26 protein-coding genes and 2 pseudogenes are annotated in these 25,354 nt (G+C 49.0%); 9 read left to right on the top strand and 19 right to left on the bottom strand.

Going from position 1 to position 25,354, the window contains the following annotated elements:
* Positions 1-45 precede the first annotated feature (45 nt).
* Positions 46-213 carry a hypothetical protein gene (locus tag FD01_RS16080; protein WP_156647288.1) on the bottom strand — a complete coding sequence of 56 codons (168 nt, stop codon included), beginning with the start codon at positions 211-213 and terminating at the stop codon, positions 46-48.
* Positions 214-382: 169 nt separating this feature from the next.
* On the opposite strand from FD01_RS16080, the pseudogene FD01_RS07630 reads away from it, so the two are divergent.
* From FD01_RS07630 to ahpF, 3 genes and pseudogenes are all read left to right on the top strand, one after another.
* Positions 383-580: pseudogene (locus tag FD01_RS07630) on the top strand (amidohydrolase); the annotation flags it as partial.
* 136 nt (positions 581-716) lie between these two features.
* Entirely contained in the window at positions 717-1,280 is a 564-nt protein-coding gene (ahpC, locus tag FD01_RS07625) for an alkyl hydroperoxide reductase subunit C (protein WP_054714005.1), read from the top strand.
* Positions 1,280-2,818, top strand: a complete 1,539-nt coding sequence (gene ahpF, locus FD01_RS07620) for an alkyl hydroperoxide reductase subunit F (RefSeq protein ID WP_054714008.1) — start codon at positions 1,280-1,282, stop codon at positions 2,816-2,818. The genes ahpC and ahpF overlap by 1 nt, the downstream gene beginning before the upstream one ends.
* Before the next feature lie 91 nt (positions 2,819-2,909).
* On the opposite strand, the pseudogene FD01_RS07615 reads toward ahpF, so the two are convergent.
* Both FD01_RS07615 and FD01_RS07610 read right to left on the bottom strand, forming a co-directional pair.
* Positions 2,910-4,184 (bottom strand): annotated as a pseudogene (locus tag FD01_RS07615) (MFS transporter).
* A 189-nt stretch (positions 4,185-4,373) separates the two neighbouring features.
* A complete protein-coding gene (locus FD01_RS07610; protein ID WP_225436228.1) occupies positions 4,374-5,399 on the bottom strand; it encodes an LLM class flavin-dependent oxidoreductase in 1,026 nt (341 codons plus the stop codon).
* Between the two features lie 401 nt (positions 5,400-5,800).
* On the opposite strand from FD01_RS07610, the gene FD01_RS07605 reads away from it, so the two are divergent.
* From FD01_RS07605 to FD01_RS07595, 3 genes are read left to right on the top strand one after another with little or no spacing between them, the layout of a single operon-like run.
* Positions 5,801-7,021, top strand: coding sequence for a phosphotransferase enzyme family protein (locus tag FD01_RS07605; RefSeq protein ID WP_056963546.1), 1,221 nt, complete (start codon positions 5,801-5,803; stop codon positions 7,019-7,021).
* Positions 7,018-8,280, top strand: coding sequence for a class-III pyridoxal-phosphate-dependent aminotransferase (locus FD01_RS07600; protein WP_056963544.1), 1,263 nt, complete (start codon positions 7,018-7,020; stop codon positions 8,278-8,280). Before FD01_RS07605 ends, FD01_RS07600 begins: the two co-directional genes overlap by 4 nt.
* A 14-nt stretch (positions 8,281-8,294) precedes the next feature.
* Complete coding sequence (locus FD01_RS07595) at positions 8,295-8,711, top strand: GtrA family protein (RefSeq protein WP_056963542.1); 417 nt, start codon at positions 8,295-8,297, stop codon at positions 8,709-8,711.
* A 283-nt stretch (positions 8,712-8,994) separates the two neighbouring features.
* On the opposite strand, the gene FD01_RS07590 is transcribed toward FD01_RS07595, so the two are convergent.
* The 9 genes from FD01_RS07590 to FD01_RS16835 form a co-directional block, all read right to left on the bottom strand.
* Positions 8,995-9,558, bottom strand: coding sequence for a hypothetical protein (locus tag FD01_RS07590; protein ID WP_054714029.1), 564 nt, complete (start codon positions 9,556-9,558; stop codon positions 8,995-8,997).
* A gap of 41 nt (positions 9,559-9,599) precedes the next feature.
* Positions 9,600-9,854, bottom strand: a complete 255-nt coding sequence (locus tag FD01_RS07585) for an IS1096 element passenger TnpR family protein (protein ID WP_056963540.1) — start codon at positions 9,852-9,854, stop codon at positions 9,600-9,602.
* Positions 9,855-9,924: 70 nt separating this feature from the next.
* Entirely contained in the window at positions 9,925-10,263 is a 339-nt protein-coding gene (locus tag FD01_RS07580) for a hypothetical protein (RefSeq protein WP_054714036.1), read from the bottom strand.
* 14 nt (positions 10,264-10,277) lie between these two features.
* The gene (locus FD01_RS07575; protein WP_054714039.1) at positions 10,278-10,778 is read right to left on the bottom strand and encodes a hypothetical protein; all 501 of its coding nucleotides are present in this window, start codon (positions 10,776-10,778) and stop codon (positions 10,278-10,280) included.
* 14 nt (positions 10,779-10,792) lie between these two features.
* Positions 10,793-11,296, bottom strand: a complete 504-nt coding sequence (locus FD01_RS07570) for a hypothetical protein (RefSeq protein WP_156647287.1) — start codon at positions 11,294-11,296, stop codon at positions 10,793-10,795.
* 266 nt (positions 11,297-11,562) lie between these two features.
* The gene (locus FD01_RS07565) at positions 11,563-12,450 is read right to left on the bottom strand and encodes a restriction endonuclease (RefSeq protein ID WP_054714043.1); all 888 of its coding nucleotides are present in this window, start codon (positions 12,448-12,450) and stop codon (positions 11,563-11,565) included.
* Positions 12,451-12,638: 188 nt separating this feature from the next.
* Positions 12,639-12,950: a hypothetical protein gene (locus tag FD01_RS07560; protein WP_054714046.1), complete on the bottom strand. Its 312-nt coding sequence runs from the start codon at positions 12,948-12,950 to the stop codon at positions 12,639-12,641.
* Between the two features lie 26 nt (positions 12,951-12,976).
* Entirely contained in the window at positions 12,977-13,198 is a 222-nt protein-coding gene (locus tag FD01_RS07555; RefSeq protein ID WP_152164701.1) for a hypothetical protein, read from the bottom strand.
* A 55-nt stretch (positions 13,199-13,253) separates the two neighbouring features.
* Positions 13,254-13,376, bottom strand: coding sequence for a hypothetical protein (locus tag FD01_RS16835; RefSeq protein ID WP_263862596.1), 123 nt, complete (start codon positions 13,374-13,376; stop codon positions 13,254-13,256).
* A gap of 408 nt (positions 13,377-13,784) precedes the next feature.
* On the opposite strand from FD01_RS16835, the gene FD01_RS16610 reads away from it, so the two are divergent.
* Positions 13,785-13,901 carry a putative holin-like toxin gene (locus FD01_RS16610; protein ID WP_225436227.1) on the top strand — a complete coding sequence of 39 codons (117 nt, stop codon included), beginning with the start codon at positions 13,785-13,787 and terminating at the stop codon, positions 13,899-13,901.
* 282 nt (positions 13,902-14,183) lie between these two features.
* Here FD01_RS16610 and FD01_RS07550 read toward each other — a convergent pair whose 3' ends face one another.
* The 5 genes from FD01_RS07550 to FD01_RS15700 all read right to left on the bottom strand — a co-directional run bounded on the left by FD01_RS07550 (position 14,184) and on the right by FD01_RS15700 (position 21,766).
* Positions 14,184-14,987, bottom strand: a complete 804-nt coding sequence (locus FD01_RS07550) for a DUF2399 domain-containing protein (protein ID WP_054714051.1) — start codon at positions 14,985-14,987, stop codon at positions 14,184-14,186.
* Entirely contained in the window at positions 14,980-18,105 is a 3,126-nt protein-coding gene (locus tag FD01_RS16605; protein WP_225436226.1) for an SbcC/MukB-like Walker B domain-containing protein, read from the bottom strand. Before FD01_RS16605 ends, FD01_RS07550 begins: the two co-directional genes overlap by 8 nt.
* Positions 18,095-19,111, bottom strand: a complete 1,017-nt coding sequence (locus FD01_RS07540; protein ID WP_056963532.1) for a hypothetical protein — start codon at positions 19,109-19,111, stop codon at positions 18,095-18,097. The genes FD01_RS16605 and FD01_RS07540 overlap by 11 nt, the downstream gene beginning before the upstream one ends.
* Entirely contained in the window at positions 19,089-20,687 is a 1,599-nt protein-coding gene (locus FD01_RS07535; protein WP_056963530.1) for a hypothetical protein, read from the bottom strand. Before FD01_RS07535 ends, FD01_RS07540 begins: the two co-directional genes overlap by 23 nt.
* 461 nt (positions 20,688-21,148) lie before the next feature.
* Positions 21,149-21,766 carry an SRA domain-containing endonuclease gene (locus tag FD01_RS15700; protein WP_162257349.1) on the bottom strand — a complete coding sequence of 206 codons (618 nt, stop codon included), beginning with the start codon at positions 21,764-21,766 and terminating at the stop codon, positions 21,149-21,151.
* A gap of 774 nt (positions 21,767-22,540) precedes the next feature.
* Between FD01_RS15700 and FD01_RS07525 the strand changes: the two genes are divergently transcribed.
* Positions 22,541-23,398 (top strand): hypothetical protein, encoded by an 858-nt coding sequence (locus FD01_RS07525; protein ID WP_056963528.1) that lies wholly within the window; start codon positions 22,541-22,543, stop codon positions 23,396-23,398.
* Between the two features lie 10 nt (positions 23,399-23,408).
* A complete protein-coding gene (locus FD01_RS07520) occupies positions 23,409-24,101 on the top strand; it encodes a hypothetical protein (RefSeq protein WP_054714082.1) in 693 nt (230 codons plus the stop codon).
* Positions 24,102-24,149: 48 nt separating this feature from the next.
* On the opposite strand, the gene FD01_RS16830 is transcribed toward FD01_RS07520, so the two are convergent.
* Together FD01_RS16830 and FD01_RS07510 are read right to left on the bottom strand one after the other, a co-directional pair.
* Positions 24,150-24,542 carry an IS1096 element passenger TnpR family protein gene (locus FD01_RS16830; RefSeq protein WP_082611758.1) on the bottom strand — a complete coding sequence of 131 codons (393 nt, stop codon included), beginning with the start codon at positions 24,540-24,542 and terminating at the stop codon, positions 24,150-24,152.
* A gap of 68 nt (positions 24,543-24,610) precedes the next feature.
* A partial coding sequence (locus tag FD01_RS07510) for an HAD-IC family P-type ATPase (protein WP_156647285.1) occupies positions 24,611-25,354 on the bottom strand: 744 nt, incomplete at its 5' end.

Genomic DNA, 25,354 nt, shown 5'->3' with positions numbered 1-25,354 from the left:
CCGATTGATACCAGTCGGAATGCTTCGGTCGATATGCTTACGCCCTTAAGTCTTGTACATATAATTCAACGAATAATTAAATAACTGATCTTGAACCAATAAGGCGCGCTCATGTTGGAGGATTTGTTCGCATGACAATGTGACTTTCAACTTTTCAGTGAACGCAAACGTCTTGGAACGGCTGCGTTTTTCCTGTACCCAGGGCTCAGCCATAATGAAGTCTCCTTGAATTTGTTGATTCCACTATAACAAACACAAGTTCGAATTTAAAATTTAAAAAACAAAAACGGCCTGTCTAAGTGCTAATTCTTCCCAGGAATAAATTTCTGGGTTTGCTTAGCTGACAGGCTAGATCAAACAAGCTGGTGTGGCTAAAGTGTTCGACTGCGGGCCGCAAGACCCTTCTGAAGATTTCGCGTATTTTGCCCAAAGCTTGCCTGCCGCGTTCTTGTATATCGGTTGCGCCAAAGACGACGGGTTGGACCACCCCCATCACAGTCCAGACTTTTTCATGGATGAACGCGCCTTGTTGATCGCCGCGCAAGCTGTCGGCACTGCCGCCTTAAATTATTTAAATTAGAATGATTCAAAAAAGTTTACCGCCTGCAGCCCTACTCCCGCAAGCGGTTTTAATTTGCTGCAAAAAGTCAAGGGTTGATTTAGAATGATTACAATGTATGCTAGAGGCGTAGTCAAATCTAAGGAGGATATTCACAATGAGTTTAGTAGGAAAAGGAATCGAACCATTCAAAGCAGAAGCCTATCTTAAAGGAGAATTTACCACCATCACGGACGACGACTTGAAAGGTCACTGGAGCGTTGTGATGTTTTACCCTGCAGACTTTTCATTTGTTTGCCCAACAGAACTAGAAGATCTGCAAGATCAATATGAGACCTTGCAAAGCTTAGGCGTGGAAGTATATTCCGTGTCTGAAGATACCCATTTTGTTCACAAGGCTTGGCATGACGAATCAGAAGCCGTGGGCAAACTGCAATATGCCATGATCGGCGACCCGAGCCATCAACTCGCCCGCATGTTTGACGTGTTAGATGAAGACGCCGGGCTCGCCCAACGTGGGACCTTCATTCTCGATGACAACGGCGTGGTGCAATCCATGGAGATCAACGCGGATGGCATCGGCCGCAACGCGGTGGAATATATCGACCGCATCAAAGCTGGCCAATACGTGGAATCCCATCCTGGCGAAGTGTGCCCGGCTAAGTGGAAGCAAGGCGAAAAGACTTTGACCCCAGGCTTGGACCTCGTAGGTAAGCTCTAATGCTGACAGCCGAATTACAACAACAACTCAAAGCCTATTTCCAATACTTAGTCGATCCCGTCGTGTTCCGGCTTGATGCAGGCGACGATGCCAACGGCCAAAAAGTACGCGAGTTTGTCGAAACCGTTGCTGGGCTTGATTCACGGTTATCGGTGGAAAAAGCGTCGTTAAAGCGTCAGCCAAGTTTTACCATCGACCGCGCCGGCCATCCAGCATCTGGGATCGAATTTGCCGGCGTGCCACTTGGGCATGAGTTTGAATCCTTCGTGTTGGCCTTGTTACAAGTTTCTGGCCACGCGCCAAAGATCACGCCTGAACAACAACAAGCTATCGACGCCATCGACCAGCCGCTACATTTTGAAACTTATGCCAGCCTCAGTTGTCACAACTGCCCTGACGTCGTGCAAGCGTTGGATATCATCAGTGTGCTCAACCCTAACGTCACCCACACCATGATCGAAGGCGGGATGTTTCAAGCCGAAACCGAAGCCCACGATATCATGGCGGTGCCGACCGTTTATCTCAATGGCAAAGAATGGCACAATGGGCGCGCAGATCTCAATGCGCTGCTGGCTAAAATTGCTGGCCACCATGGTCCTGTTGCTGTCACTGCCGCCCAAAAGGACCGTGTTTACGATGTGTTGATCATCGGCGGCGGCCCGGCAGCTGGCGCTTCAGCGATTTATGCCGCGCGCAAAGGGTTAGCCGTCGCAGTGGTGGCTGATCATTTTGGCGGGCAACCGTTGGAAACCGTCGGCATTGAAAATGTGCCAGGCACCGATTATATTGTCGGTGAAAACTTGATGCAAAACATTCAAGCGCAACTGACCAAATACCATGTCACGATTTTGTCTGGCCAAACGGTCAATGGTCTGGTCGCCGGCTCTCCGGTGCGCGTCGACTTGCTCGGTGGTGCGCAACTACATGCCAAAACCGTGATCGTCGCGACTGGTGCACACTGGCGGAATCTCAATGTGCCTGGCGAAGCCGAGTTCAAAAACAAAGGCGTTGCCTATTGCCCGCATTGCGATGGCCCACTGTATAAAGACAAAGCAGTCGCCGTGGTCGGCGGCGGGAATTCTGGCATTGAAGCGGCGATCGATTTAGCTGGGATCGCCAAGCATGTGACCGTTTTGGAATTCGCGCCGAAAATCTCAGCAGATGCCGTGTTAGTCGCTAAAGCCCGCAGCTTGAACAATGTCGACTTGATCGCCAATGCGCAAACCACCGAAGTCATCGGCGATGGGCGCGTGAACGCTTTGACCTATACGGATCGCGCTACTGGATCTGCTTCCACTTTGCCTGTCGATGGCGTGTTTGTGCAAATTGGACTAGTGCCAAATACCGAATGGCTTGGGGATACGTTGAAACTTTCTGATCATGGCGAAATCGTCGTGGATAAGTTCGGCGCTACCAACATGAAGAATGTTTTCGCTGCCGGCGATTGCACCGATTCTGCTTACAAGCAAATCGTGATCGCCATGGGCAGTGGCGCCACTGCTGCGCTAAGTGCTTTTGATGCGCTCGTGCGCGGGTAGCTTTTAAATCAAAAAGGCATTCGCTGCTTGTAGCTGCTTCTACAAGTGGCGGATGCCTTTTTCATACCGATCGAACTGGGTCGGTATTTTTTTATACTTTTTGAAGCTGTCGGTCATGCAAAATTTTCGGTGAGGTTTCCGGTGCCACCCCGAAACAAAAGCTGGCGGCAAACACTAAGATTACGCCGCAAATGCCCATTGCTGTTTGCACGTGGAAGGCGTTGGTGATGATCGGCAACAAGAACGTCCCGGCCGCCGCCCCGATGCGACTAAAGGTGACCACCATCCCCACACCAGTCCCGCGCACAGCCGAATCAAATAATTCGCTGGTGTAAGGATAATCCGCAACTAACCCTGCCGATAAAATTACCGCAAACACGCCGAATAAGGTTAAGGAAATGACGGCTGGCAAACTTTTACCAAAAGCTAACAGTAACAATGCGATGCCTGCCAGCCCGAAATCAGCGACCAGAAATTGTCAGCGGGATACGTGATTAAACACCACAATGCCAAGCAAGATCCCAACCATCATCGCACCGTTATATAAATAATTCACGGTTGACGCATCCCCGATGCCCATGCCTTTGACTAAAATCGGCAAAAAAATACTGATCCCGAAAAAAGTGAACGATTGTGACGCATAGAACACGCCACCCACCGCGGTTTGACGTAAGTATTTTTTGGAGAAAACCACAGTCCATTGAAACGATTCATTCGTCGTTTGGGCATCAACTTGTTGCTGTTTGAATAAGCCCCACTTGTGCCCGAGATTTTTATTGATCACATGTTGGGCGGCTTTGGGCTTGCCTTGGTTGACCAGCCAGCTCGGCGACGTCGGCAGTTTCACCACGGAGCGAAAAATCGCGGTGATCAACGCAAAAACCGCGGGAGATGCCATCATCACTTGCCAATTGGTGAAAAGCGGGCCAATCACACTGGCGGCGATAAAGCCGATGGTCCAATAAATCACCAATCGACTTTACACGCGGCCAGCCACTTTTGACGGGAGCCATTCGATCAATAGCGTGTTGCCGGCAGTATAATCCACCGCCACCATTAAGCCGACGACTACTCTGAGCATGAAGGTCAACACTAAATTACTCGTCAATAATTGTAACAAGGATACTGCCACTAAAATATACATATTGACTAATAACAGCCGCCTGCGCCCAATGCGATCCGAGAGTTTGCCGACGAATAAACTGCCAGCCAGTCCGATCAAGGTCCCAGCCCCGATCAACCCGATCCAAAAGTCGGAAATCGGCATCACTTTTTGTGCCGCAGTGATCGCCGTCCCAGAAATTTGAATCGCATAACCGCAAACAAATTGCCCTAAGATGATCGCTAAATAAATTTTGAGATGCACCCAAGAGAGCGGTGCGTGCTTATAAAACCGTTTGTATGGTCTATTCTATTCTTCCAAAAAATCCTCCTGTAGTCTAAGGGTCTAAAAATTGGTATAGGTGATAGTTTAACGCAAATTTCGAAGCCATGCAAAAAAGGCGATGTCACGTCACTGCAGTTAGCGGCGTAAGCATCGTCTTTTTGCGGGTAATTATTTCCAGCCAAGACCTGGCGCAACATCTTCCATAATCACCTTGAGGATGTGGGCGTTATAGTCGACCCCAAGCGTCGATGGCACGGTGATCAACACCGTATCAGCTTCTTGAATCGCGGTATCTTCTTTGAGCTCGTCAATCAACTTATCGGGTTCATCGACATACATTTTCCCAAATATTGTTGGGTTTTGGTGATAAGCCAAGTAACCGACCGCGTCTTGTGGTTGTGAATTCTCGGCGAACAGCTGGCGATCCAAGTCGTTAACGATCGGCATGATCGAACGAGTGACCAAAGTCCGCGGCTCAAAGTCGTGCCCAGCTTTCTTCCAAGCATCTTTAAAGGCGCGCAACTGATTGGCTTGTTGCACATGGAATGGCTCATTGGTTTCATAGTTCACTAGCGTCGACGACATCAAATTCATGCCATGCTCTGCCGCCCAAATCGCTGTCGCTTGCGAACCCGCGCCCCACCACACACGCTGTTGCATCGTTGGTGAGAATGGTTCAAGACGCCGCAACCCTGGGCCTTGTGGGAACATCGGCTGTGGATTTGGTTCAGCGAAGCGCTCACCTTTCAGCAAGTCCAAGAACTTCAAGCCACGCGCCCGGGCGATGTCTTTCATTTCCTCTTCGGTATAATCATAGCCCCAATAGCGCCACCCATCTTTAACTTGTTCCGGAGAACCTCGGCCCACGCCCATTTGAATCCGTGATTGCGCCAAAATGTCGGTGCTCATGACATTTTCAGCCATCATAAATGGATTTTCATAACGCATATCGACTAACCCAGTGCCGATTTCGATTTTGCTGGTTTTCGCCGCAATCGCCGCCATCAGTGGATATGGCGTCCCGATTTGATCTGCAAAATGGTGCACCCGAAACCACGCGCCGTCCACGCCAAGCTTTTCGGCTTCAACCGCCAGTTGGACCGATTCCTCGTAGCTTTGCTTGGCGGTTTTCACCACTGAATGCTCAGGTTGCCAAAAACCGAAACTCAAAAATCCGATTTTCTTTGTCATCATGTCTCCCTCGCTCTCCTCTAAGTATGCTTACATTATGTAAGTGATAGGAATGTTTGTCAAGCCATTCTTTACCGATTGGAGACGAAATGTTGAAAGTGCTTCAAAACAGGCGTGCACACTGATCCACCATCTCCATGTCATGATTGCTTACACAGCTTTCGGATCCTCAATTACATGCCAATCAAGTTTCGAACGTTTTTATACAGCTGGACGATGTCGGTTGATTGATTTGTCGTTCCTGCACGTGTCAGATTATTAAACACTCATTTTTCTTCTTTAACTACGAAATTTCGAATTTTTCAGCATCGATGTTATCTTTCCTATCAAAATTACTTTTATTCACGAAAAATCCGCTTATATTGATCACCATAACCACGAAGGTTTTGAAAGGAGCGGTTTTGATGATCACGAAAGTATTTGCAGATTTAACTTTTGACGAACAACTGGCGCACTTGACGACGGTGGCACACCGGGCACTGACACGCTGGGGCTATCCGGCAAATAGTCACTTGAAGTTGTTGAATTACACCGAAAACGCGACCTTTCTCGTCACCACACCAGAAAAACCAACGATGGTAATGCGTGTGCACCGCCTGGCTTACACCAGCCGAGATTCCATTCATACTGAATTGGAATGGTTGGCCCACTTGCGAGCACACACTAATCTCAAAGTCGAAACGCCGATTCCCACTCCAAGCGGCCAGTTGATTGAAGCCATCGATACACCAGAACTGAGTGAACGTCGCTTCGTCGTCTGTTTCCAATTCGTTCAAGGTGAATCGCCGGTGGACAGTTCCGATGGCAATGCCGATATCGGCGGGGTGATCAAAGTGATTTCTGCTTTCCCAAAAGCGCTCACCTTGCTGGTATTTCGGCTAGCCGCCACTGTGCAACTGCATGTCAGTCGTTATCGCCCGACCAAAATGACCGCCGAAGACCGTCAACTCTATCGCACGATCGGCCAAGTCTGTGCCACCTTACACAAGGCAGCAACACACTGGCAATATCCGGCTGATTTTAAACGCATGACTTGGGATTTTGCCGGGACGATCGGCAAACACAATAACTTCTACGGCGCCGATTATCATGCCCCGGACTGGCTGAATACCAAAGCGTTGGCGACTATTGATGAGGCCGTGGCGTTATGTCATGAGCATTTGCAACATTATGATCGCAACGCCTCGACTTATGGCATGATCCATTCTGATCTACGCGCCGCCAACTTGCTGCAAAACCACGACGAGTTAACCATTTTAGATTTTGACGATTGCGGGATGGGCTATTACATGTACGACATCGCCAGCGTCGTCGCCTTGATGGAACACCGCGGGGACTTGACCGAAGTAGTCCGCGAACTGTTGACCGGCTATGAAACCATTCGTCCGCTGACTGACGCCGACCGCAAAATGGTCTGGACCTTTATCATGCTACGGCGCGTCGGGATGTTGCAAAGTTTGTTGTCACGAATGGGCCATGTGATGGCAGGCGCTGGTGAATCACAAAGTTTGACGCCTGAAGTGCTCGCCTTTTACGCCACTGGTACGGCGGGGTTAGCCAAGCGCTATTGCCGCGAACATCCGTTGAACGAAACTGTGATGTCGACCAAGGAGGTCACCTTATGAAATCTGCTCATGAAATTTACGAAGAAGCGGCTAAACTGTGGAACCCCGACCGGGTCAAAACGATTCACGAACTCGGGGGTGAATTGGTCATTGGCGAGCGCAGTGGCTCGTATTTCAAAGATTTGTCCGGCCATCGCTTCATCAATATGCATTCCAACGGCGGCGTGTTCAACTTAGGCCACCGCAACCCCGAAGTCCGCGCGGCTTTGCAACATGGCGCTGATCTCGTTGACGCCGGGAATCATTATTTCCCCTCTGAATATAAAAATACTTTGAATGAAAAATTGCTCGCGGTGTCCCCTGAATCGATGCGTTACGTCTTCACGCTCAATGGTGGCGGCGAAGCAATCGATGCTGCGATCAAGTTTGCGCGTTTTGCCACGAAAAAACGCCGCATCATCAGCTTAGATATCGCCTTTCACGGGTCGACAGGCTTGGCGATGGCCGCGGGTAACCCGACCATTGCCAACTTTTTCAACATGCCACCAGATCCTGAGTTGAACACGCATATCCCGTACAACGACTTGAACGCCTTGGAAATCGCCTTGCAAGGCAATGACGTCGCCGCCGTGCTAATTGAAACCTTGCCCGCCACCGCCGGGTTTCCGATGCCGATTGACGGCTACCATCAAGCCGTTGAATACCTCGCGCATAAATACGGCGCTTTGTATATTGCCGATGAAGTGCAAACCGGGATGCAGCGCTCCGGCTCGATGTGGGCTTGTGAGCACTTCGGCGCCACGCCTGACATGATCGTCTGCGGCAAAGGCTTGTCCGGCGGCTATTACCCGATGTCCGCGGTGATCATGAATGAGCGCGCGGCGGCCTGGATGCAACAAGACGGCTTTGCTTACACCAGTTCATTCAACGGTACCGAACTAGGCTGCATCGTGGCGGCTAAAGTCTTGGACATTCTCGCCCGGAAAACGACCCTGGACAACCGCGACATGTTGACGGATGTGTTTGCCTCAGGGTTGCGTCGGTTGCAAGCCCGCCATGCCGACTTTTTGGTCGAGATCCGGCAATGCGGGGTGATCATGGGCTTGAAAACGGCGCATCCCCTTGGTGGCCAGGCGTTGATGCAGGCGATGCTCCATCACGGCGTTTGGTGCATGATGGCAGACTTCGACCAATCAGTATTGCAGTTCAAGCCAAATTTGCTAATGACCAAGGCTTGCGCCGAAGATGTGTTGAAACGCTTGGATGCGGCGTTGACTGAAGCAGCCAGCTTGGTCAAAACGGTGGCCGCGGTACACTAAGGAGGGCTTCTGCCATGCAAGAATTTCGTCGCACATTGAAGTATTTCGGCTGTGCCAGCTCGGCGGCCGTGATTGAAATGGGCAGCTTTACGGTGTTGAGCACGTTCACTTCACTGGCATATGCCCCGCGTTACTTGATTGCACTGGTATTGTCGGTGTTGTGGAATTTCACATTGAACCGGCATTTCACCTTTCGCTCCAATGGCAACATTCCTCGCGCGATGCTGAAAGTCGCCGCCTACTACGCCGTGTTTACCCCTTTGTCTGCCTGGTTTGGCGATTGGGCGACAGCTAGTGGGATGAATGACTATTTGGCGACCATCATCAACTTGGCCTGCAATGGGATCACTGAGTTCTTGTATCAGCGGTTCTTTGTGTTTGGCAGTAGTTTGGATGGGGCAACCGCGGTTAAACATTCTTTGGTGAAATAGGAACAGCCCGCTGACTTGCTGAAAATGGCAAGGCGGCGGGCTGTTGGTGACCGAAATTGGTGGCGTCATCGGTTATTACAGTGAATATTCAAAGCGATCCGATAGTCTTTCAACCTGAAAGTGTTCCTGTATATGCAATTCAAGTATGACCGCTTTTCACAAGGCATTCCATGTATTAATGGCGGCAAACTAATATATTGCACCTTAATAACATCTTCCAGCTTGAACTCTTCAAATATCTCTCAGCCAGATATTCCTTGGTGTGGCCAACTTCATCCAAAGCTCATTCATCAGTAACTTGGTCATATTCAATGAGCGCTTGCCGCATGACACCGTCAACTTCATCAATTGTCACCTTGGACGGCAATTGATGGTCTAATACCATCACGATCAAAAAATCACCGATAATCTTCAACATGAGTCGTAATGAGTCAGGGTCGTCTACCAAAACTGTGCAAATGGCTGAAACGCCTGCTTCAATTCTCACTTTCGTCCATTGCCTTACCGGCAGACCTTGCATCATCGCGACAAAACTACGGAGATAAAGATTGATCACACGACTGGACGATCTCGAAAAATCAGCCCGTTGTGCCGAGTGTTCAAAAAGTGCCAACTGTTTCAAAAAGCCCCTGGGTGTATGCCATACATACTTGGATTGAATTTCATTTAGGAGCTCGGTTTCGGATTTAAAGGCGTTGACGACTTCAGCATTGGTGATCGTCAAATCAAATTTTCCAGGTCGCTGCAGTTGACTGTCTTCATCAAAGCCATTTCCTTGTCCTGCTAAGCAGCGCGGCAAGGGCTTAGAAACTTCTTGGGTGGCAACAAGTTGGATTTGATGGTTCAAATCGTTGCCAAAATCAAGGCTATATTGGATCGTTCCTTGTTTTAGCCAGGCAAAATCTGGATATCTGTGCCATCTTCAGCATCTCCTGGAAATGGTTTGCTCTTCACATTTTCATAACTTAACGGTGAGTTCCAAGCCGGACGAAACAGGTATAACGGCTCATCATACCACCCAAAGGCGACTTGAATCAGATGATTCAACTGTGGATACGTGATTGTCGCGGACACTGCCAAGCGTCGCCAGGTTAACGGCTGATGAGCTTCAATCGTCACGTCTAAGATTACGGCTTGGGTCATTCGAGCTCCTTTGCAGCTATTGAAATAAATCAGTGATATTTTTCCTAAACAATCGGTACGTCAATTTGAATCATACATCCCCGTTGTTTTCCTTGAACAGACGCCATTGCTCTGTGTTCGCTTTTGGCGCCAGACTTTTGATGGCCTCAAGATCATGAGTTCGCTGGAGGATCGTCAAGCAAAGGTCTTGAATGTCCAGGTTGTTAAAATGTTGTTCGCAAAATGCCAATGCAGTTTTGAATTCACGAAATGCCACTAACAATTGAGCATGAAAAAGTGTCAAGCTGTCAGCTGGACTCGGCCAACAATCGACAATCGCATTGCGGTTGGTATACTTGATTGCGGCATCTTCAAGAATTGAGATTTGCGCATCACTGAAGGTCGCATGACTGCGCAACAGGAAATCCAACCCCAACGGCCAGCTTAGCAGGTAACTGTTTTCCTGCCAAAATATCCAAAAATCTGGTTGCAGGCCTGACTGGTCGTTAAATTCAATGCAAAAACTTGATCAATCATTTCTTGCGCTTCGTTGATCAGGGTTTCTTCCACATCATCGGGATAATCCGCCAACACTGTAGTCGCCAAAGCAATGATCAAGGTAGGTGCGACCATCTGTGCTGGGACAATTTTGGCATTGAATTTCACCGGACGCACAATCTCACCAAGCAAATATTGCGCATTGTCGAAATCCTGCTCATCGATATTGCCTTGCGACCAGTCCTCCACAAATTCCAATAGCTGTCTGCACTGATTGGCAGAGACGCTTCGTTGGGTAGGTTTTGATTGCTTTACGCTGATTTTTCGACTTAATGCGAGATAACAAGTTTCATCTTGAATGGCCAACTGCACCAACTGCTCAATCAAGCTTTGCTTGGTCACTTTGTTGAGCTTGGTTTTCAATTGCTTGATTTGTGCTTGGGTCAATATTGCCGCTCCTTTTATCTCAATGCCTCTCGACGTGCTTGCAGTTGTCGTTTGATTGCCAATAAATCACGGCCGGTCTTGTCGATACCATACTCAATGGTAGTGAGTTCCTGAGATGTCTGAGCAATGGCAATCATTTGTTTCAGCCAAAATTCCGGCGTAAAGCCATCTTCCAGAGAATACTTCAAGCCTGCAACATATTGTTCAAACACCGCCACACGATAGACGTCTGCTGATTTTAACGCTTCACGATTAATCCACTCAACCATCGCTTGCGACTCATCGACAACGATTGGAACTTCACCATCATCATCGCTATTGCGCATCACCCAATCTGCCAATGCGTGCACACCGATCAGATACTCTGCCGCCTGAACAATGGTGCCGCGTGTCATTAACGCCTGCATTTGGGCTTCCTGTACCGCCGACCAAAGATCAAGTAGTCGCGTTAAGAGATGATAGTCCAAATGCACGCTATCAGCAAAGTAATCAACCATCTCCTGCAAGGTTGCAATCATTTCTGGCGGACTGAGTTGTTCTGCAACAGCTGCTTGGAGTGCGTGTAATTCTATTTCTGCTTCAGGAATTTCTTGACGGATTTGTTTTGAACCTGAAATTTTGCTTGAATACTTGCTTGATCCAAAATCTTGACCTCATTTTTTAGTGATGATTAACGAACTGCAGGCTAATAATTCGTGGTTAAACACCTCTATCAGTTCAAACACAACCTTCAACTGTACAGAACATTCGCTCAAAACTCGATTTTTTTCGCGCAGAAGTGACCTTAATCCTGTTCAAAGTAATAATCGTCAAGAGTATAGCTTTGAACAGGCTGCACATAAAGTTCATACTGCGCAACCAAATCAGCAATTCGCTGGCCATCAACCAATGTCACAGTACGATTTCCTTGGACCGCTTTAGCCTTGGCTTTAGGTGTGAAGTATGTCGTCGTAATGAAAATTCCATACTCAGCATTGAAGCCGTCCATCACGCCTTTAAACTTATCAATTTCAGGCTCCGAAACCGCGGTGTCTGTATAGCGCTTCGCTTGAATAGCCACCCGAATAGTACGGAACTCATTAGATTCAAAATAACCATACCCATCAATACCATGATCACCCGATTGGACAATGCCGCGATTTTTATCGATTGTCACACCCATTTGAGAAACCAGCATTCGAGCAAAGCTTTCAAACTTTGCTGGGGAGAATTGTTTGAGTTGTTGCAATAATTGAATACGCCAATCGGTGATATCATCGTCATCAACAGGATCGACAGTATCATCGCTTGCCACCTCTACTTGCTTCTGTGCTCGGCGTTGCTTTTTATTCTCCCAGTATGCCGTCATCTTAGCCTGCTGCTCTGCTGACGGAAAATGTGTCAGATCTGCCGTCCGACCAAGTTCAGTTAATACTAGACTGGCACCACGATGAACTGGCTCAATGTATTCAATCACTGAAAGTTCGCGAACACTAAAATTAAAATCAAAATTAAACGGTGTGTACTGATTGCCGTTGCGAGACGTAACTTTTTCAAAGACATCTTTATAGCTAAAGCCGCTGTTTTCATCATCAGCAATTAATGTATGCAGTTTTTCTCGTGAGGCAATGCCGCCAATTGATCGTAATGCTTGAACAATCGCCTTGGTAACACTAGTTCTTTTATATCCCATAACTATTCCTTTATCCCCTAGTTAACATGCAAACAAGCAATTAATTTTATTCAACTACCAATTTTCGAAGGCAACTTTCACTTATTTTTGACACCTGACTGCCTCCGATAGCTTAGTTGACGCCTAGTGCTTTGAATATTGCTTCTTGCGCAGTGCAATAGAAATTTAAATTAAACTTTGCCATTAAATCAGGTGGCACTGACTGGCAACAAAATATTTTTAGCCCCACTGTCACTAGCAATTTGGAGCTGATCGGCAAGATCATCCAGTTTGGCCGCGGCCCCACTGATTGTTACCTCACCAAGCACCGCAAAACTATCAATCGTCGGTCGAGCAGTACCAATCGAAACCAACGCAATGTAGCTGGATAAGGCCAACCGACCAGTCATCTCAGTACCATTCAAATTTGCCACATGGATCACAAAATCACGATGCATCGGCGCCAGACGCTGATCGATACTCCCGTAGCTGGATTGCAGTAACCTCATCGCTGTATCCATCGCTTCTCTTGCTTGTGGATTCGAGCCTAAGCCGGTTTCTCAAGGCGACCGTTGCCAGCCATACACTGGCTTTCTAACTTAAATAAGCTTAACCGTTCACGTGCGTCACGCTGAACTGTGTACACAAAACCAGGCTTTTCAGTTCCCACTGGAATTAAGGTCGTTGAAGCTTGTTCAGGAACACCAACAAAAATTTCTTCTTGGGTATCACGATCGATATAAGAGAAATTCACGTCATAGAATTCCATGACACCGATCCGCTTAAGTTGCTCTTTGACCACTTCATAATCGCATTTTCCTCAGCTACGCCGCAATCAACCGCTGATACTCCCCAAGCAACTGTTCTTGTTCCACAAATTGCACTTGTAAATCAACACTACTCATTTCGATCCGCAATTCAGGATCTTGCACCGTTTGTTCGCGCATGCGGCTAACATCCTCTTTGCCAAACTGACTTAACGAAGCCATCACCTGCTGCGGTGACTGAATGGTCAAGAACTCCGGGAGTACAACACATCAATTTAGCTCTATTCTACCAAAGTTTACCGGCCAGAATGAATCTGAAATGGGGATTTAACAAACTGTGTATGAATGCAAAGTAGAAACGCGGTATGATCCTCTGATTTAAAGAGTCACGCCGCGTTTCATAATGTATTGCCATCATTTTATCTTCATTTCACTGTAACCGAAACATCGGTGTCTTTTCATGTGCTGAACAGCGTGTCATGATACACTAATCGGGGCAGAAAAAGTTGAAAACGGTTGGTAAATCTGAACCTTGTGAGGTGGTGCTATGCACTTTTTCCAAACTCTCGAGGAAGGAGGAACCTTTTTGTGAACGTGGAAGCGGCGTTGATCATCATGTTATCCTTTGGGGTCTTGTTACTAGATCTGATTGGGCTGGTGATCAAACTCATCGAACTTGTGAACAAACAAAAAGACCGCCAGTAAGCTCGGGCTGAGTTTGCGGTCTTTGATCAAATAACAATGCCAGCTGTCTTTAACGGTCTGCGGCGTCGTGTTGGTAGCACGGCGTTTTTCAATATCCAAATCATACCATGACACGTCACCAGGTTCAACTCGCGGTTCAATTTTTGGTTTGTATTTCAAATAGCGGCAGATCACTCGGTTTCACATCACGCCAAATACGGTCATCTTTGGGCATCAAGCTTCGGTGAGCGACCGATTTCCATCACAGATTCCGGGACTTTTGCCATCGTATTGCCTCTCGACTTATTTCTTCAGCCAAGCCGCAATCAACCGCTCATACTCCTTCAGCAGTTGCTCCTGCTCGACAAACTGTGCTTGCAGATCAATACTACTCATTTCAATCTTCAACTCTGAATCTCGCACAGTTTGCTCGCGCGTGCGCCCAATATCATCTTTACCAAACTGACTCAACCACGCCATCACCTGCCGCGGCGATTGAATGGCCAAGAACTCCGGCGAATCTGGTAAGGCTTGACGCAAGGTATCGGCCATGCGGATGCCAGTCGCATCTAAGTCACCTAAATAAGTCACCACCAACCCGCGCTGTACTAAAGACGACAGCAACTTCAAATACGCCGGCTGAAAATCATTACCGCCTTGATCAATCAACGGCCAGTCCGGATGCAAATGATGTAACCAAATAAACACGCCGTTATTTTCAATGATTACCGCCCGACGCGACGATAACGGCCAATCCAACATCGAATCCACTTGCCAAGGATTCAACGTCAGCGGACGTGGTAGATCCGTTTGCAATATCCCTGTCGAAACAAAAGCCATGCCGATCAGCTGCGCAGACATTTCATGCACTTCAATGCCTTGAGCCACTAGCCAATCAACGACCCAAGTATAGTAACGGTAATGCGCTGGATCGACTTGTGGATCAGACAGCGCGTGCCCGACTAACCCAGCTTCCACTGCTTGCACAGACCTTGGCGGCAATAATTCACCGCCGCGCATCGCGTCAAACCAGCGGTCTAAGGCTACAGCCTGCGCTGGCAGCTTCCGTCCGGTCGCCTGCACATACGCTTCAGTATAATCACTCATCGGCATCCCCCGCCTCAAAAGACTCAGGTGCATGCCATTGCATCACTTCATGCACTTGATTGGCGTGGAATTTACCATCAGAGCGATCAGGCGCCAACACTTCATAAGCGCGATTGGCCACGCCATCGGCTAAGATTTTAGTTTGCGCACCAGATGGCATGGTGGCGATGAAGTTAAAGCCGAAGCGGTCGATGGTTTGAGCGAATGCTCGCGCGGTTTCTGGATCGAGTTTATCCGCAAATTCATCAAACATCACTAAATGTGGGGCATCAGGTTTGGACGCTTGGCGCAGGCGCATTTTCGGCACGAGCAATAATGGCAACACCATGGCCTGGGCTTTTTCAGCACCAGAGCCGCCGGATTGCACAAAGGCATCGTTGACTAACTCGCGAACATCAGAATGGCGGCGGTAAATATAAATTTTAAACTCAGACCACAAGCGCGTATCCAACAACTCGGCGGCGGCGTCCATGAAGGCATCCGAATCACTAGCCAAGTCTGGATCATTGACTAAGCGGTCGATGCGATTTTGCACCAAAGCGGCTAACGCGGGACGGTCTTTTAACTGCAAGTCGCAAGCTTCATGCACCGCCGCTTCCGTACTGCCAGGCAAAGGTTCCAAGTCGACGGCCAAGCGAATGCCGTGGGGATCGATGCCTTCGGTGAGCATTTGGTTGTATTCAGGGATCAATTGATACTGTTGCGAAATATGAATGGCGGCGGCGTTGAGATACGTTTGCATGGCCAAATTCTGGCCACTTTCACGCTCGGCGACGGCTTGTTGCAAGTCTTCCAAACTGTCTTCAAACAATGTGATCGCCTTCCCCAAGTCAAAAGGCACCACTAACAAGTCTTCGGCTTCGACAGTGCGATCCCCACGCAGTTTCGCAGCAAATTCATGCGCTTCCCGTTGATCAAATAAAGTATCCAGCGGTTGTTCATGTTCGCGACCAGACAGCGTATTACGCAAATCAGAACCCAGTTGACTGAAGGGATGTTCGCGAATTTGTGCGCCGTTGCTGTGGGCAAAGGCCAATGTCGCTAAAATATCAGAGAGTTCAGCGTCTTCTGGGGCAAATTGACGCAATAACGTTAAGTCACGATCTAACCGCGCATCGACTTGGGCAAGGTCTTGGGTATTTTGATCCGCTAAGGCTTGTTGCGACTTCACGATACCTTGGGCTTCCCCGTGTTGGCGGATCAACTTGTTGATGGCCGCGTCGAGATCTTGGATCTGGGCTTTTTGCTTGGCGACTTGTTCCGCTAAGGTCGGGTCTAATTGCAAGGCATTGCGTTCATCCCCCAACACCTCAATTTGCGTTTCGGCCACCGACGGATCAAAGTCAGGATCGATTTCAGCCAGTAATTTATCCAACTGCGCTTGCGCTGCATTCAGTTTGACTTGCGTTAATTCTTGTTGATGCTGGCTGGCTTGCAATTGATGCATCACATCCGCAAGGTCCGTTTGCAAATCTTGCAGTTGTAACAGCAGATCAGGCGCTTCAATGAAGGCTCTCAAATCCGACGCCGTTGCCAAAAGGGCTTGTTGTTTGGCCTGCAATTGCGCCACTTTGGCATTCATCGTCGCGGCGCCTTGTTCGTGAATGCGCTGGTTGTCGCCTTGCAAGGCGGCATTAGTCGACGCATTGCGCCGACCAGTCAACCGATGATCGATGGCGGCCCCCATGTCTTGTTGCATGCCGACCACTAACGCCACATCAGCGCTAGTTTGGGCGATGGTTGCCGCCAAATGTTGATAATCTTTGAGTTGGCGCTGTTTGGTCGTCAAATAACCAGTCAAACCGGCTAACATTTTGGCATTGTCGGTTTCGGCTAACGCTTGGGTCAGTTCGGTGTGATTGGCGGATAAGCCGTGCAGTTGGGCGATCACTGGATCTAGTTGCTTGGTTTGCAAGGCTTTGGCTTTTGCAACCAGCTCGGCTAACTGGCTTTGATGATCAGCCACCACGGCTTCATCGTCAGCTTTTTCCGTCAGTTGATGTTGGTAGGTGGTTAATTGCTCGCGCCAGTCAGCAATTTGCGCATCCAAATAATCGCGCTGTTGTTCCAAGCTGGCTTGCGCGGCCAAGCGTTCTTGCAAATTAGCCAGCGTCTCGTCGGCTTGATCACGCAAGGCTTGATAACCGTCTAACTGTTCCGCCAAGCGGGCCATTTTGGTTTGGGCGGTCGTCACTGCCGTCAGCGCCGCATCGCGGTTCGTCGCTAATTTCGTGTGCTGAGGCAATAAGCCATCAGCGTCGTTCAATCGATTCAAGTTGCCCCAGAATTGCGCCTTTTTAATGTGGGCTAAGCGGTCTAAGCCATTCTGCAATTCGTGTTGCAAAGCCAGCGTTTGATTTAAGTTTTGTTGAGATTTGGCTAGCGGTTCGATGATCCCCACGCGATCGATTGGCTCTTGGGCCATGCGCAAGGCATTGGGGATCGGAGCAAAGCGCGCATTGCCGCCAGTCAAAATCGGCGATGCTAATAAGCGATAGGCATTGGCTAACTTGCCCAGCGCTTCGCCGCTATCAAAGCCGTAAATATCCCGCGCCACGGCTCCGCGGTAGGCTTGCCAAGTATCAAAGACTTGCAGCTCTTCACCAAAGCCGGCATTGGCATCGCAAAAACCAGTTTTATCTAATGCCTGCCCTGCCGCATCAAAGCAGGTCAAATCAGCCACTGATCGCGAGTCCAACACAAACCACCAGGTGGCAGACTTTTTGCCATCGGTTTGCCGATGCGCACCGATGCCTAACACCACTTGGCGCTTGGTCGAAGCCATTACCATATACGTGTAGCCGGTGCGCACTTGATATTGCGATGGCCCCCACCCCAACAACATCGAGTTGAATGTCCGCTTATCGCGGGTGGTATTGCGCGGGTTGGTGCTGTTGGCACTGACGGTATCCGAAGAACGCGCCGGGTTAAAGTTCGGCGTGGCGATCGACCCATCGATCAACACGGGGTAAAAGGCATTGGCCAAAGTGGTTTTCCCCACGGCATTGGCGCCTAACAGCGTGAGGTTGCCCGCTGTCGCTGCTTCGAGATCCAATTGCAAATATTGACCGAAGTTGCGCAAGTGATAACTCACCGGATGCAAATAATCATTCTCCAAAATCATCATCCTCCAAAGTAATGGCAAAACGTTGCGCTAATGGCGTCGCGATCCAACTGCCATGAACGCACTTGGCTAAGCCATTGAGTTGCAATTCTGCTTTGACCTGGGTTTGATTCACATTGGCTTTGGGATAAAGTTGCCGGGCCAATTGCTTGATGCGCGTGCCTAGTAAATCATCTGGCAAGCCGGATTTCAACGACCGTGCCACCGCCAAGGCGATAAAATATTGCCGCGACGATAACTGCCGGCGATCAGCGTCTAATAACGCGGCGTAATCATCCCCGACTTCCAAATAAAAGCGTTGCAGTGGTTGCCACACCGCAGAAATTTGGTCCTTTTGTTGCAACAAGGTGGTCCACAAACTGCCTGCATCTTGATCCATATAACGATGTTTCAATAAATAAGCGCTGACTTGTTGTTGCGCCGACACGGATTCATTGGTAGTTTGTAAACTCGCTTGCATGGCCTGGACTAATAATTGGGCAATGGCGACAAAGTCCACTGCGACATCCCAATATTCATCTACCACAAGACTTGCCGCGGTACTATCGGCGTTCACTGGATTGTCTGGCGTCAGCAGTTGAAAACGTTGCACGAGCATGTCATCGATCATTTTGCCGACTTGCTTGTCTGATAATTCAGGCGTCACCGTTTGGACACTGGCGATTACCGGCCGCGCTTCGATCACGCGGTCGGCTTCCACGCCTTGCGCCGCCGGGGTGTTGATCACGGCTTTTAAGGTTGCCAGCAATACCGTGATTTCGGCGCTAGACAACTGCCCGGGTCCCATCAACCACACCCAATTATCTTGAAACGACTGCGGCATACGACCGAACACTTGATTAAACCAGCCATTGATGCGGCGCTGGCCTTCAGGTTTTTGATAAGCATCGCGGGCAGCCATGGCTCCGGCTTTCATGTCCGAAGTTTTGGTCCCAGTGAACACGCCATGCGTCAGCAATTGTTCGATCACGGCGCGCTCAGCTTTGGTCAACTTTGCCATTTTGACGTCCCCCTTGCCTAAATGTAACGGTAAATGCATGCGGTAATACCACTGCGAAAGCTTCCCCAGCTAAATGCAGTCGCACTGGTTGATTGCCTAATACGGCAGCTTTGACTACCGGCCGGCCAAATGCCGCAAAAGCTGTGGTTTGCGCATATTGCGTCGCTGGATATAAACTGACGATCGCATCGCGGGCCAAAGCGCTTTGACATTCCAAATCATGGTCGATTTGCGCCGTATCCGCAGACGCCATCACTAAATTCGTGAATTCCGCTAACGCTTGTTGTTCTTGCCCGGCGAGATCCACATCCTTGGCTACCTCAGGATTATCTGCCAGCGTCACGACTTTCGGTTCCGCCGCAGTGATCGACCGCGTCACCGGGTCCATACTCCCAGCTTCCAGCATGTCGCTGCGCACAGTGGCGGTTAAGTCAGCCATTTTGTCTGCGCGCTCGTCTTTGGGCAAAGCCTCAACTTCAGCCATTTCCACTTTACCTAAGCGATCCATCGGCAAGTGCACCGGAAACTGTTCGGGTAACTTGATGCGGTGAACTTGCGCCAACAAGTGATCGATGTCTTCGGTCAACGCCTGCAAATCGATAGAATGCCCGCGCACGTGTTCATATTCGCGCGCCAACAATTCCGTCGCCTCCACTAACGTCGTATACAGCAAATAAATCGAATCAAAACTCGTTTGGATCACCGCCGTCGTCGGGTCAAAACTTTGCACCATCACCTTCAACCGCCTCGTGACAAAGGCCTCAGTTTGCCGCCGCTCGATTTCTAGCGCGGCTTGATCGCCGATGGCCACGTTGATGTCCAAGTTACCAGTGGCTTGGCGCGACTCGGCGATCATCGTGGCAAAGAGCGGCTGGCCGTTCAACCACTGCAAACGGCCAGAGGATTTCATCATTTGACTGTAAGCGGGAATCGCGTCGTCGTGGAGCATTTTGCGCAAATGAGTCGCCGCATCCCCGACGCGATCAAAGGCCAAATCAGTTGAGATATCATGTAAGTCCACATCCAGCTTCCGCAACCCATTCATCACGTCGTCATAAGCACTTAAAAGCCGGTTGAAATCTTCATACATCGCCATCGTGTCCGTCGGCAAATCTTGATACGCTTGGAATTTGTCGATCAACGCGACATATTCGCCGATGCGCTTAGTCGAAGCGACCACCGTGTTTTCCGCATCGATCACGCGCTGCATCGCCTTGAGGTATTCGATGCCAGCAGCGTTAATGCGGTAAATAGCGGACTGGATCGTATGAAACTTCCCTGAATTCATCCGCTCACGAACCCGGCGCGTGGAGCTGGTCACCAAACGGGCTTGTTCCACTAACACTTTCATCATGCTACGCAAGGTTTCGTCTGCCACCCGGCTTTCTCCAGGCTCCAAATACTCCCCATTGTATCTGGCGACGAGATAATTCATGGTCATCGGCTCACTAGCGGTACTGCCATCACGATACAGCATGGATAACAACGTCCAGCCGGCCAGCGGGTGGGCTTGGCTTTTGCCTAAATTCATTGCAGTCAAAAGTGAACGTAGCGCTTGCGATAGTCCTTTAGCCATAATCGTCCTCCCAAAATTCACTACCTCCATTATACCGAAGATTGGTGAACGCCGCTTAAAAGTACAGCAACATTCAACCATCGCGAGCATAGGTGGTTGAATTGTTCGTGTCAACATGGCCTATGAAAAGCGTAACGCCAATGAAAATGGAAAATAAATATTTATTCAATTTGGCGGATAAATCAGTTTTAAGCGTTTCTTTATTTCTGGAATCTGTATTAACTTAATAAAAAGGTGTAGTTTTAGATTAATTCAGTCACGAAAATTAAAAAAATCAGTCACTACGGCAAATATGCAGTTAATAAAAGTTTCTAGGAATCAAGAAATGCCGTCAACCCAGCGTTTATGGACGGTTAAAATAAAAATTTAAAATGAGCCGATGATTTTCGGCGAATTAAAAAAGTTCTCTGCTTGCTTAGGCACAGAACTTTAAAAGTTTCGCTTCAAAATAAACCAACAATTTATTCAGCCGATTTCACCCGCAGCGGGAACTTATACACCCGCCACAGCTTGCCATCACGATCTGGCGCCTGCTCCGGATACGGTGCCTTTGCTAACACCACTTCACCGCGATAGACATAAGCATTGTCGCGACTCGACTCAAACAAATAAACGGAAATGCCGTTTCGATCAGATTCGTTTAACGTTTTGTTTTGTCGATAATCCAGGCTTTGATCCCCCACTTGTCCTTCTCCCGTGTAATGGAATAAACCGTCTGCTTCCCAACGATCTTCGTAAGGATTTTGTTCAGGGTCGGCATGATGTCGTGAAAGCAGCACTAAGGCGTTATTAGCGTGAGAGCGACGCATCCCGCCAGATGAGGCCACAACAAACGTATGGATAATCTCATCATGCGTATAAACCCTTCCCGAAACTAAATCCGCGATTTTCAAAGCGGTCGTACGCTTCAGCTTTGGTGCCGACTTTTGCCGCTTATGGTGGGTTGTCTTGCTTGGCGAAACTACAACGGGTTGGGCAACTTGATGCGATTGGCTTGGAAATTCGGCGAATGTCTTTTGCTGCAGCTGATCATCTTCAAAAGTCAAAATACCACGGGGCATGACAATGCTTAACGCCATCTGCCGCTGAGCTCCATCCTCAAATTTCACCGACAATTGTTGATCATCGATTCCAATTACCTGACCACGTCCATATGTTTTGTGAATCACCCATGCGCCAATCACGATCACGGTCTCCTTGTTGATCTGTTTATTTCATTTCTAATATTATATCATTCATATTTTTAGAAACGTTTGATTTGTTAATTGATTTTTTATGAATCCCGATCAGACAGTTTCAAAGTCTCCAACTGCACACAAAGCCCACGAAACAGTCTCCCATTTCGTGGGCTTCAGGCTTTGACGCCAATTATATCCAGTTACGTTCAAACAGTTACCAAACAGCTCCAAGTACGTTTCTGCGTAGCCCTAGGGGATTGGCCTTAGACCACTTTGGTCACTAATCAGCTTTGCACTGCCTTTCGTGCACAGACGTCGACTTGCTTCCCATGTCACCATGAGGAACGCGATCCGGCGTAATCATGGAGTTCCGAAGAACCCTTCAGTACCGGTACTCTGATGCTAGAGATCCAATGCCCACCAACAGTTAAGCTGGGGCCACTGCGGATCAGTCTCACTGGGCCTGCGGGGAACTGCCCCCCGTTGCGAAGAGTTTCAAGCAACGTGCGCTAAGTTGCTATCTCCACCTTGAATTCGAATTTATGATAACGCCTCCAAAAATAAAAGTCAAGTATTTTAAATTAGCACCTTTTAAACAAAATATCCGGTTTTCAGGACAAAAAATTTGGTAGATCGGCAACTTGCTCGCATAATAAAGTCAAGGAGGTGTCACTCATGATCATGCATAGTCGGCGGCGAATCCGAGTACGAGGCGTTGTGGCTGAGGCCTTGACGACTCAGTTTTTGCTACCTAACGATCAAATCAGATCAATTCATGCCGTCGTCATCGGGGCGACGAATTTTGCCCGCGTCGGAAAGCTTGAATCGCTTGACTGGCCCACACAAACCATTTTCGCTGAGTTCAACCAAGAATTTCTGCATTCAGAACTCCCGCTGGGCTATGCGAGGCCGATCACGTTGAATGGTCACTTGGTCAAGAGTCATCTCATTCAACAACCAGCCGACCAGCACTTCGTCCAACAATTACGCCATCAACAACGAAATACGATCGGCCAGAAGTTTGAACATTGGCTCATGCGAGAACGGCACAAACAAGACCTCACTTGGCCCAAAACTGTCGCACACTTACAAGCAAGTATCGAGGCCTATATGGATGCGACGCTCAGCTTAGCCGAATTGAGTCGTCAATTTGAAAAGGTCTATCATGCCTTTGGCCCCTTTCAACAACAACGCGTCCAGGCACTGACTAGTGGCGCACGATCGTTAGCCGCCAAATTTGAACGCAGTATTGATGAGCGCTTATCGATCGCATACTTGCTGATCGATGTACAACGCGTCACCAATTTTCAATACAGCGACGCCCGCGACACCCAAATCACCAGCGAGCCCAACGACTTTGAGCGCCGCGACGAAGCCGGCTATTTACAACACATGTTCAACCAAGTCCAATTGCAAAAAGCTGAGTTCAAACGTTTGGGGCTCCCATTTTACGATCCTGAGCGATTGGCAAGCCAGCGCAGCCGCAATGAACCGGTGTGGGAGCCGAGTTCATTGAAGCTCTATCACTTATAGGAGGAATCTGATGCAAGGCGAAATCAATGGCACCATTTTAGGCGTGGACACCTTGGTGATCGTCGTGGGCACGCATACGCAAGTCCGGCGCGTGATGCAGCTCAACATCACTTCTGAAGATATCGACTGGGCGCAAACGCCAAACGATAACCCGATGCTTGCTTGTGTGCCTTTTGAAGAAGTATTTTACCAAGAGGTCGACATTGGTTCTGAAGTCACAATCACCGGCCCTGTTCAAGTGCGCCATGCGGTACCTGAAAGCCAACAAACTGCATTTCAAGCACAACTGGACCGCCTGAATACCCGCTTGATCGGGACGCTTCGCAACTGGGTCAAACGCTATGGCTACACGAATCAGCGCGCGGCTTTGGAATCGGCGATGAAAGCTTATCTCAACGACCGCATCCCCTTGCCGACTTTGTTTGGCCAAATCCAACAAATCGTCTTCGGTGAGGTCACTAAGCCTCCGCTGAAACTCACCAAGTTGAAAACGGAGATCAATGCCTTGCTGGCCAAGCGCTGGGCCGTCGCCAAACAAAGCTTATTGGTGCTGTGGTTTGATGACATCGAGTTGTTTACCTCGGAAAGTACTGCCACTGATCAACAGTCCGGCCCGTTAACGGTGATCCACTTGGAAAACGGGGGTATCGAGGAATTCTGGGAAAAATGGCTGGCCAAAACTAAGGCAGCCCAAGCCCAATAACAAAAAAGTCGCCTGAGCCAACACCTGGCCCAAGCGACGGTTTACATATTAAATACGTTGGATATAGCGGATCATCGCCTCACTCGGCTGTTGGTTAGCTTCATACACTTTTCGATAAACTGGTGGGATCTTTTTCAAGCGTTGATTCATTTCATCCAGATCAAAGGCATGCAGATCAAATTCGGTGACCCCCAGCCACTGCGAATATTCAGCATATTCATCCCCACGATGCTCAACGAAAGCTTCTTGCAGGCGTTGCAAGCCGCCGTCGCCACCGACATTTTCCACGATCCCCCAGCCGGTCCCGGCGATGACGCGTGGATAGTCGCTGGCTGGCAGGGTATATGAATTACCTCCGCAATGTTTTTCGCTTCCTTTTAAGCCGCTCAATCTATGGATAATGTAATCAAAGCACTTTCTCAATATAGAAGCACTATTCATCTTTCTATCGAACACACGGACACAAAAATCAGGCCTCACCCGAAAAATAAATTCGAGTGAGGCCCGATTTATTCGGTTTCGTGCACGCGCAACGTCTGCGCATTGATGGCCACAATGATGGTACTTAATCCCATCAACACCGCGCCAACTGCCGGGCTCAACACCAATCCGATCCCAGCAAACAGCCCAGTTGCCAGCGGAATCGCGACGATATTGTAGCCCGCCCCAAACCACAAGTTTTGAATCATTTTGCGATCGGTTTGCTGCGCCAAATTCAAAAAGTTCAAAATATCCGCCGGTTCACTGCGGGTCAACACCACATCCGCAGAATCAAGCGCGACATCCGTTCCTGCCCCAATGGCGATACCGATGTCCGCTTGGGCCAAACTCGGCGCATCATTGACCCCGTCGCCGACCATCGCGACAACTTGATGGGCTTGTTGATACTGCTTCACGATGGCAGCTTTATCCGCTGGTTTCAATTCGGCGTGGACATGATCTGAGGCAATTCCAAGTTGTTTGGCCACAGAAAGTGCGACTTGTTGGTTGTCGCCAGTCACCATCACCGGCGTCATGTGGCGTTGTTTGAGCCCGGCGATCAAGGCCTGCGCGCCAAGTTTGATTTGATCTCCTTGGGCGACAAAACCAACCGCTTGTTGATCGGCTAATAAAACGCTGACGGTGTTGCCTTTCGTCGTCCATTTGTGCACCGCGACCTCATCATAAGCAATTTGGTGATCACGCAGGAAACGAACGTTTCGTAAATTGCAAGAACAAGTTAGCCAGTCGTTGAGGACAATCCCAGAACAGGC

It is taken from the genome of Lacticaseibacillus manihotivorans DSM 13343 = JCM 12514, from assembly GCF_001435035.1.
GTDB lineage: Bacteria > Bacillota > Bacilli > Lactobacillales > Lactobacillaceae > Lacticaseibacillus > Lacticaseibacillus manihotivorans.
Note: the sequence above shows the minus strand (reverse complement) of the source record. Positions and strands in the feature narration are given on the sequence as shown.

Coding starts and splice junctions, on each gene's coding strand:
- FD01_RS07550 (WP_054714051.1), bottom strand. CDS start 14,987: ATGAGTGATTATACTGAAGCGTATGTGCAGGCGACCGGACGGAAGCTG.
- FD01_RS07520 (WP_054714082.1), top strand. CDS start 23,409: ATGCAAGGCGAAATCAATGGCACCATTTTAGGCGTGGACACCTTGGTG.
- FD01_RS07525 (WP_056963528.1), top strand. CDS start 22,541: ATGATCATGCATAGTCGGCGGCGAATCCGAGTACGAGGCGTTGTGGCT.
- FD01_RS07540 (WP_056963532.1), bottom strand. CDS start 19,111: ATGGCAAAGTTGACCAAAGCTGAGCGCGCCGTGATCGAACAATTGCTG.
- ahpF (WP_054714008.1), top strand. CDS start 1,280: ATGCTGACAGCCGAATTACAACAACAACTCAAAGCCTATTTCCAATAC.
- FD01_RS07535 (WP_056963530.1), bottom strand. CDS start 20,687: ATGGCTAAAGGACTATCGCAAGCGCTACGTTCACTTTTGACTGCAATG.
- FD01_RS07565 (WP_054714043.1), bottom strand. CDS start 12,450: ATGGGATATAAAAGAACTAGTGTTACCAAGGCGATTGTTCAAGCATTA.
- FD01_RS07595 (WP_056963542.1), top strand. CDS start 8,295: ATGCAAGAATTTCGTCGCACATTGAAGTATTTCGGCTGTGCCAGCTCG.
- FD01_RS07600 (WP_056963544.1), top strand. CDS start 7,018: ATGAAATCTGCTCATGAAATTTACGAAGAAGCGGCTAAACTGTGGAAC.
- FD01_RS07610 (WP_225436228.1), bottom strand. CDS start 5,399: ATGATGACAAAGAAAATCGGATTTTTGAGTTTCGGTTTTTGGCAACCT.
- FD01_RS16080 (WP_156647288.1), bottom strand. CDS start 213: ATGGCTGAGCCCTGGGTACAGGAAAAACGCAGCCGTTCCAAGACGTTT.
- FD01_RS07570 (WP_156647287.1), bottom strand. CDS start 11,296: ATGATTGCAACCTTGCAGGAGATGGTTGATTACTTTGCTGATAGCGTG.
- FD01_RS15700 (WP_162257349.1), bottom strand. CDS start 21,766: ATGGCGTTAAGCATTGTCATGCCCCGTGGTATTTTGACTTTTGAAGAT.
- FD01_RS16835 (WP_263862596.1), bottom strand. CDS start 13,376: ATGCGCGAACAAACGGTGCAAGATCCTGAATTGCGGATCGAAATGAGT.
- FD01_RS16830 (WP_082611758.1), bottom strand. CDS start 24,542: ATGAATAGTGCTTCTATATTGAGAAAGTGCTTTGATTACATTATCCAT.
- ahpC (WP_054714005.1), top strand. CDS start 717: ATGAGTTTAGTAGGAAAAGGAATCGAACCATTCAAAGCAGAAGCCTAT.
- FD01_RS07585 (WP_056963540.1), bottom strand. CDS start 9,854: ATGACCCAAGCCGTAATCTTAGACGTGACGATTGAAGCTCATCAGCCG.
- FD01_RS07555 (WP_152164701.1), bottom strand. CDS start 13,198: ATGGAATTCTATGACGTGAATTTCTCTTATATCGATCGTGATACCCAA.
- FD01_RS07605 (WP_056963546.1), top strand. CDS start 5,801: ATGATCACGAAAGTATTTGCAGATTTAACTTTTGACGAACAACTGGCG.
- FD01_RS07560 (WP_054714046.1), bottom strand. CDS start 12,950: ATGGATACAGCGATGAGGTTACTGCAATCCAGCTACGGGAGTATCGAT.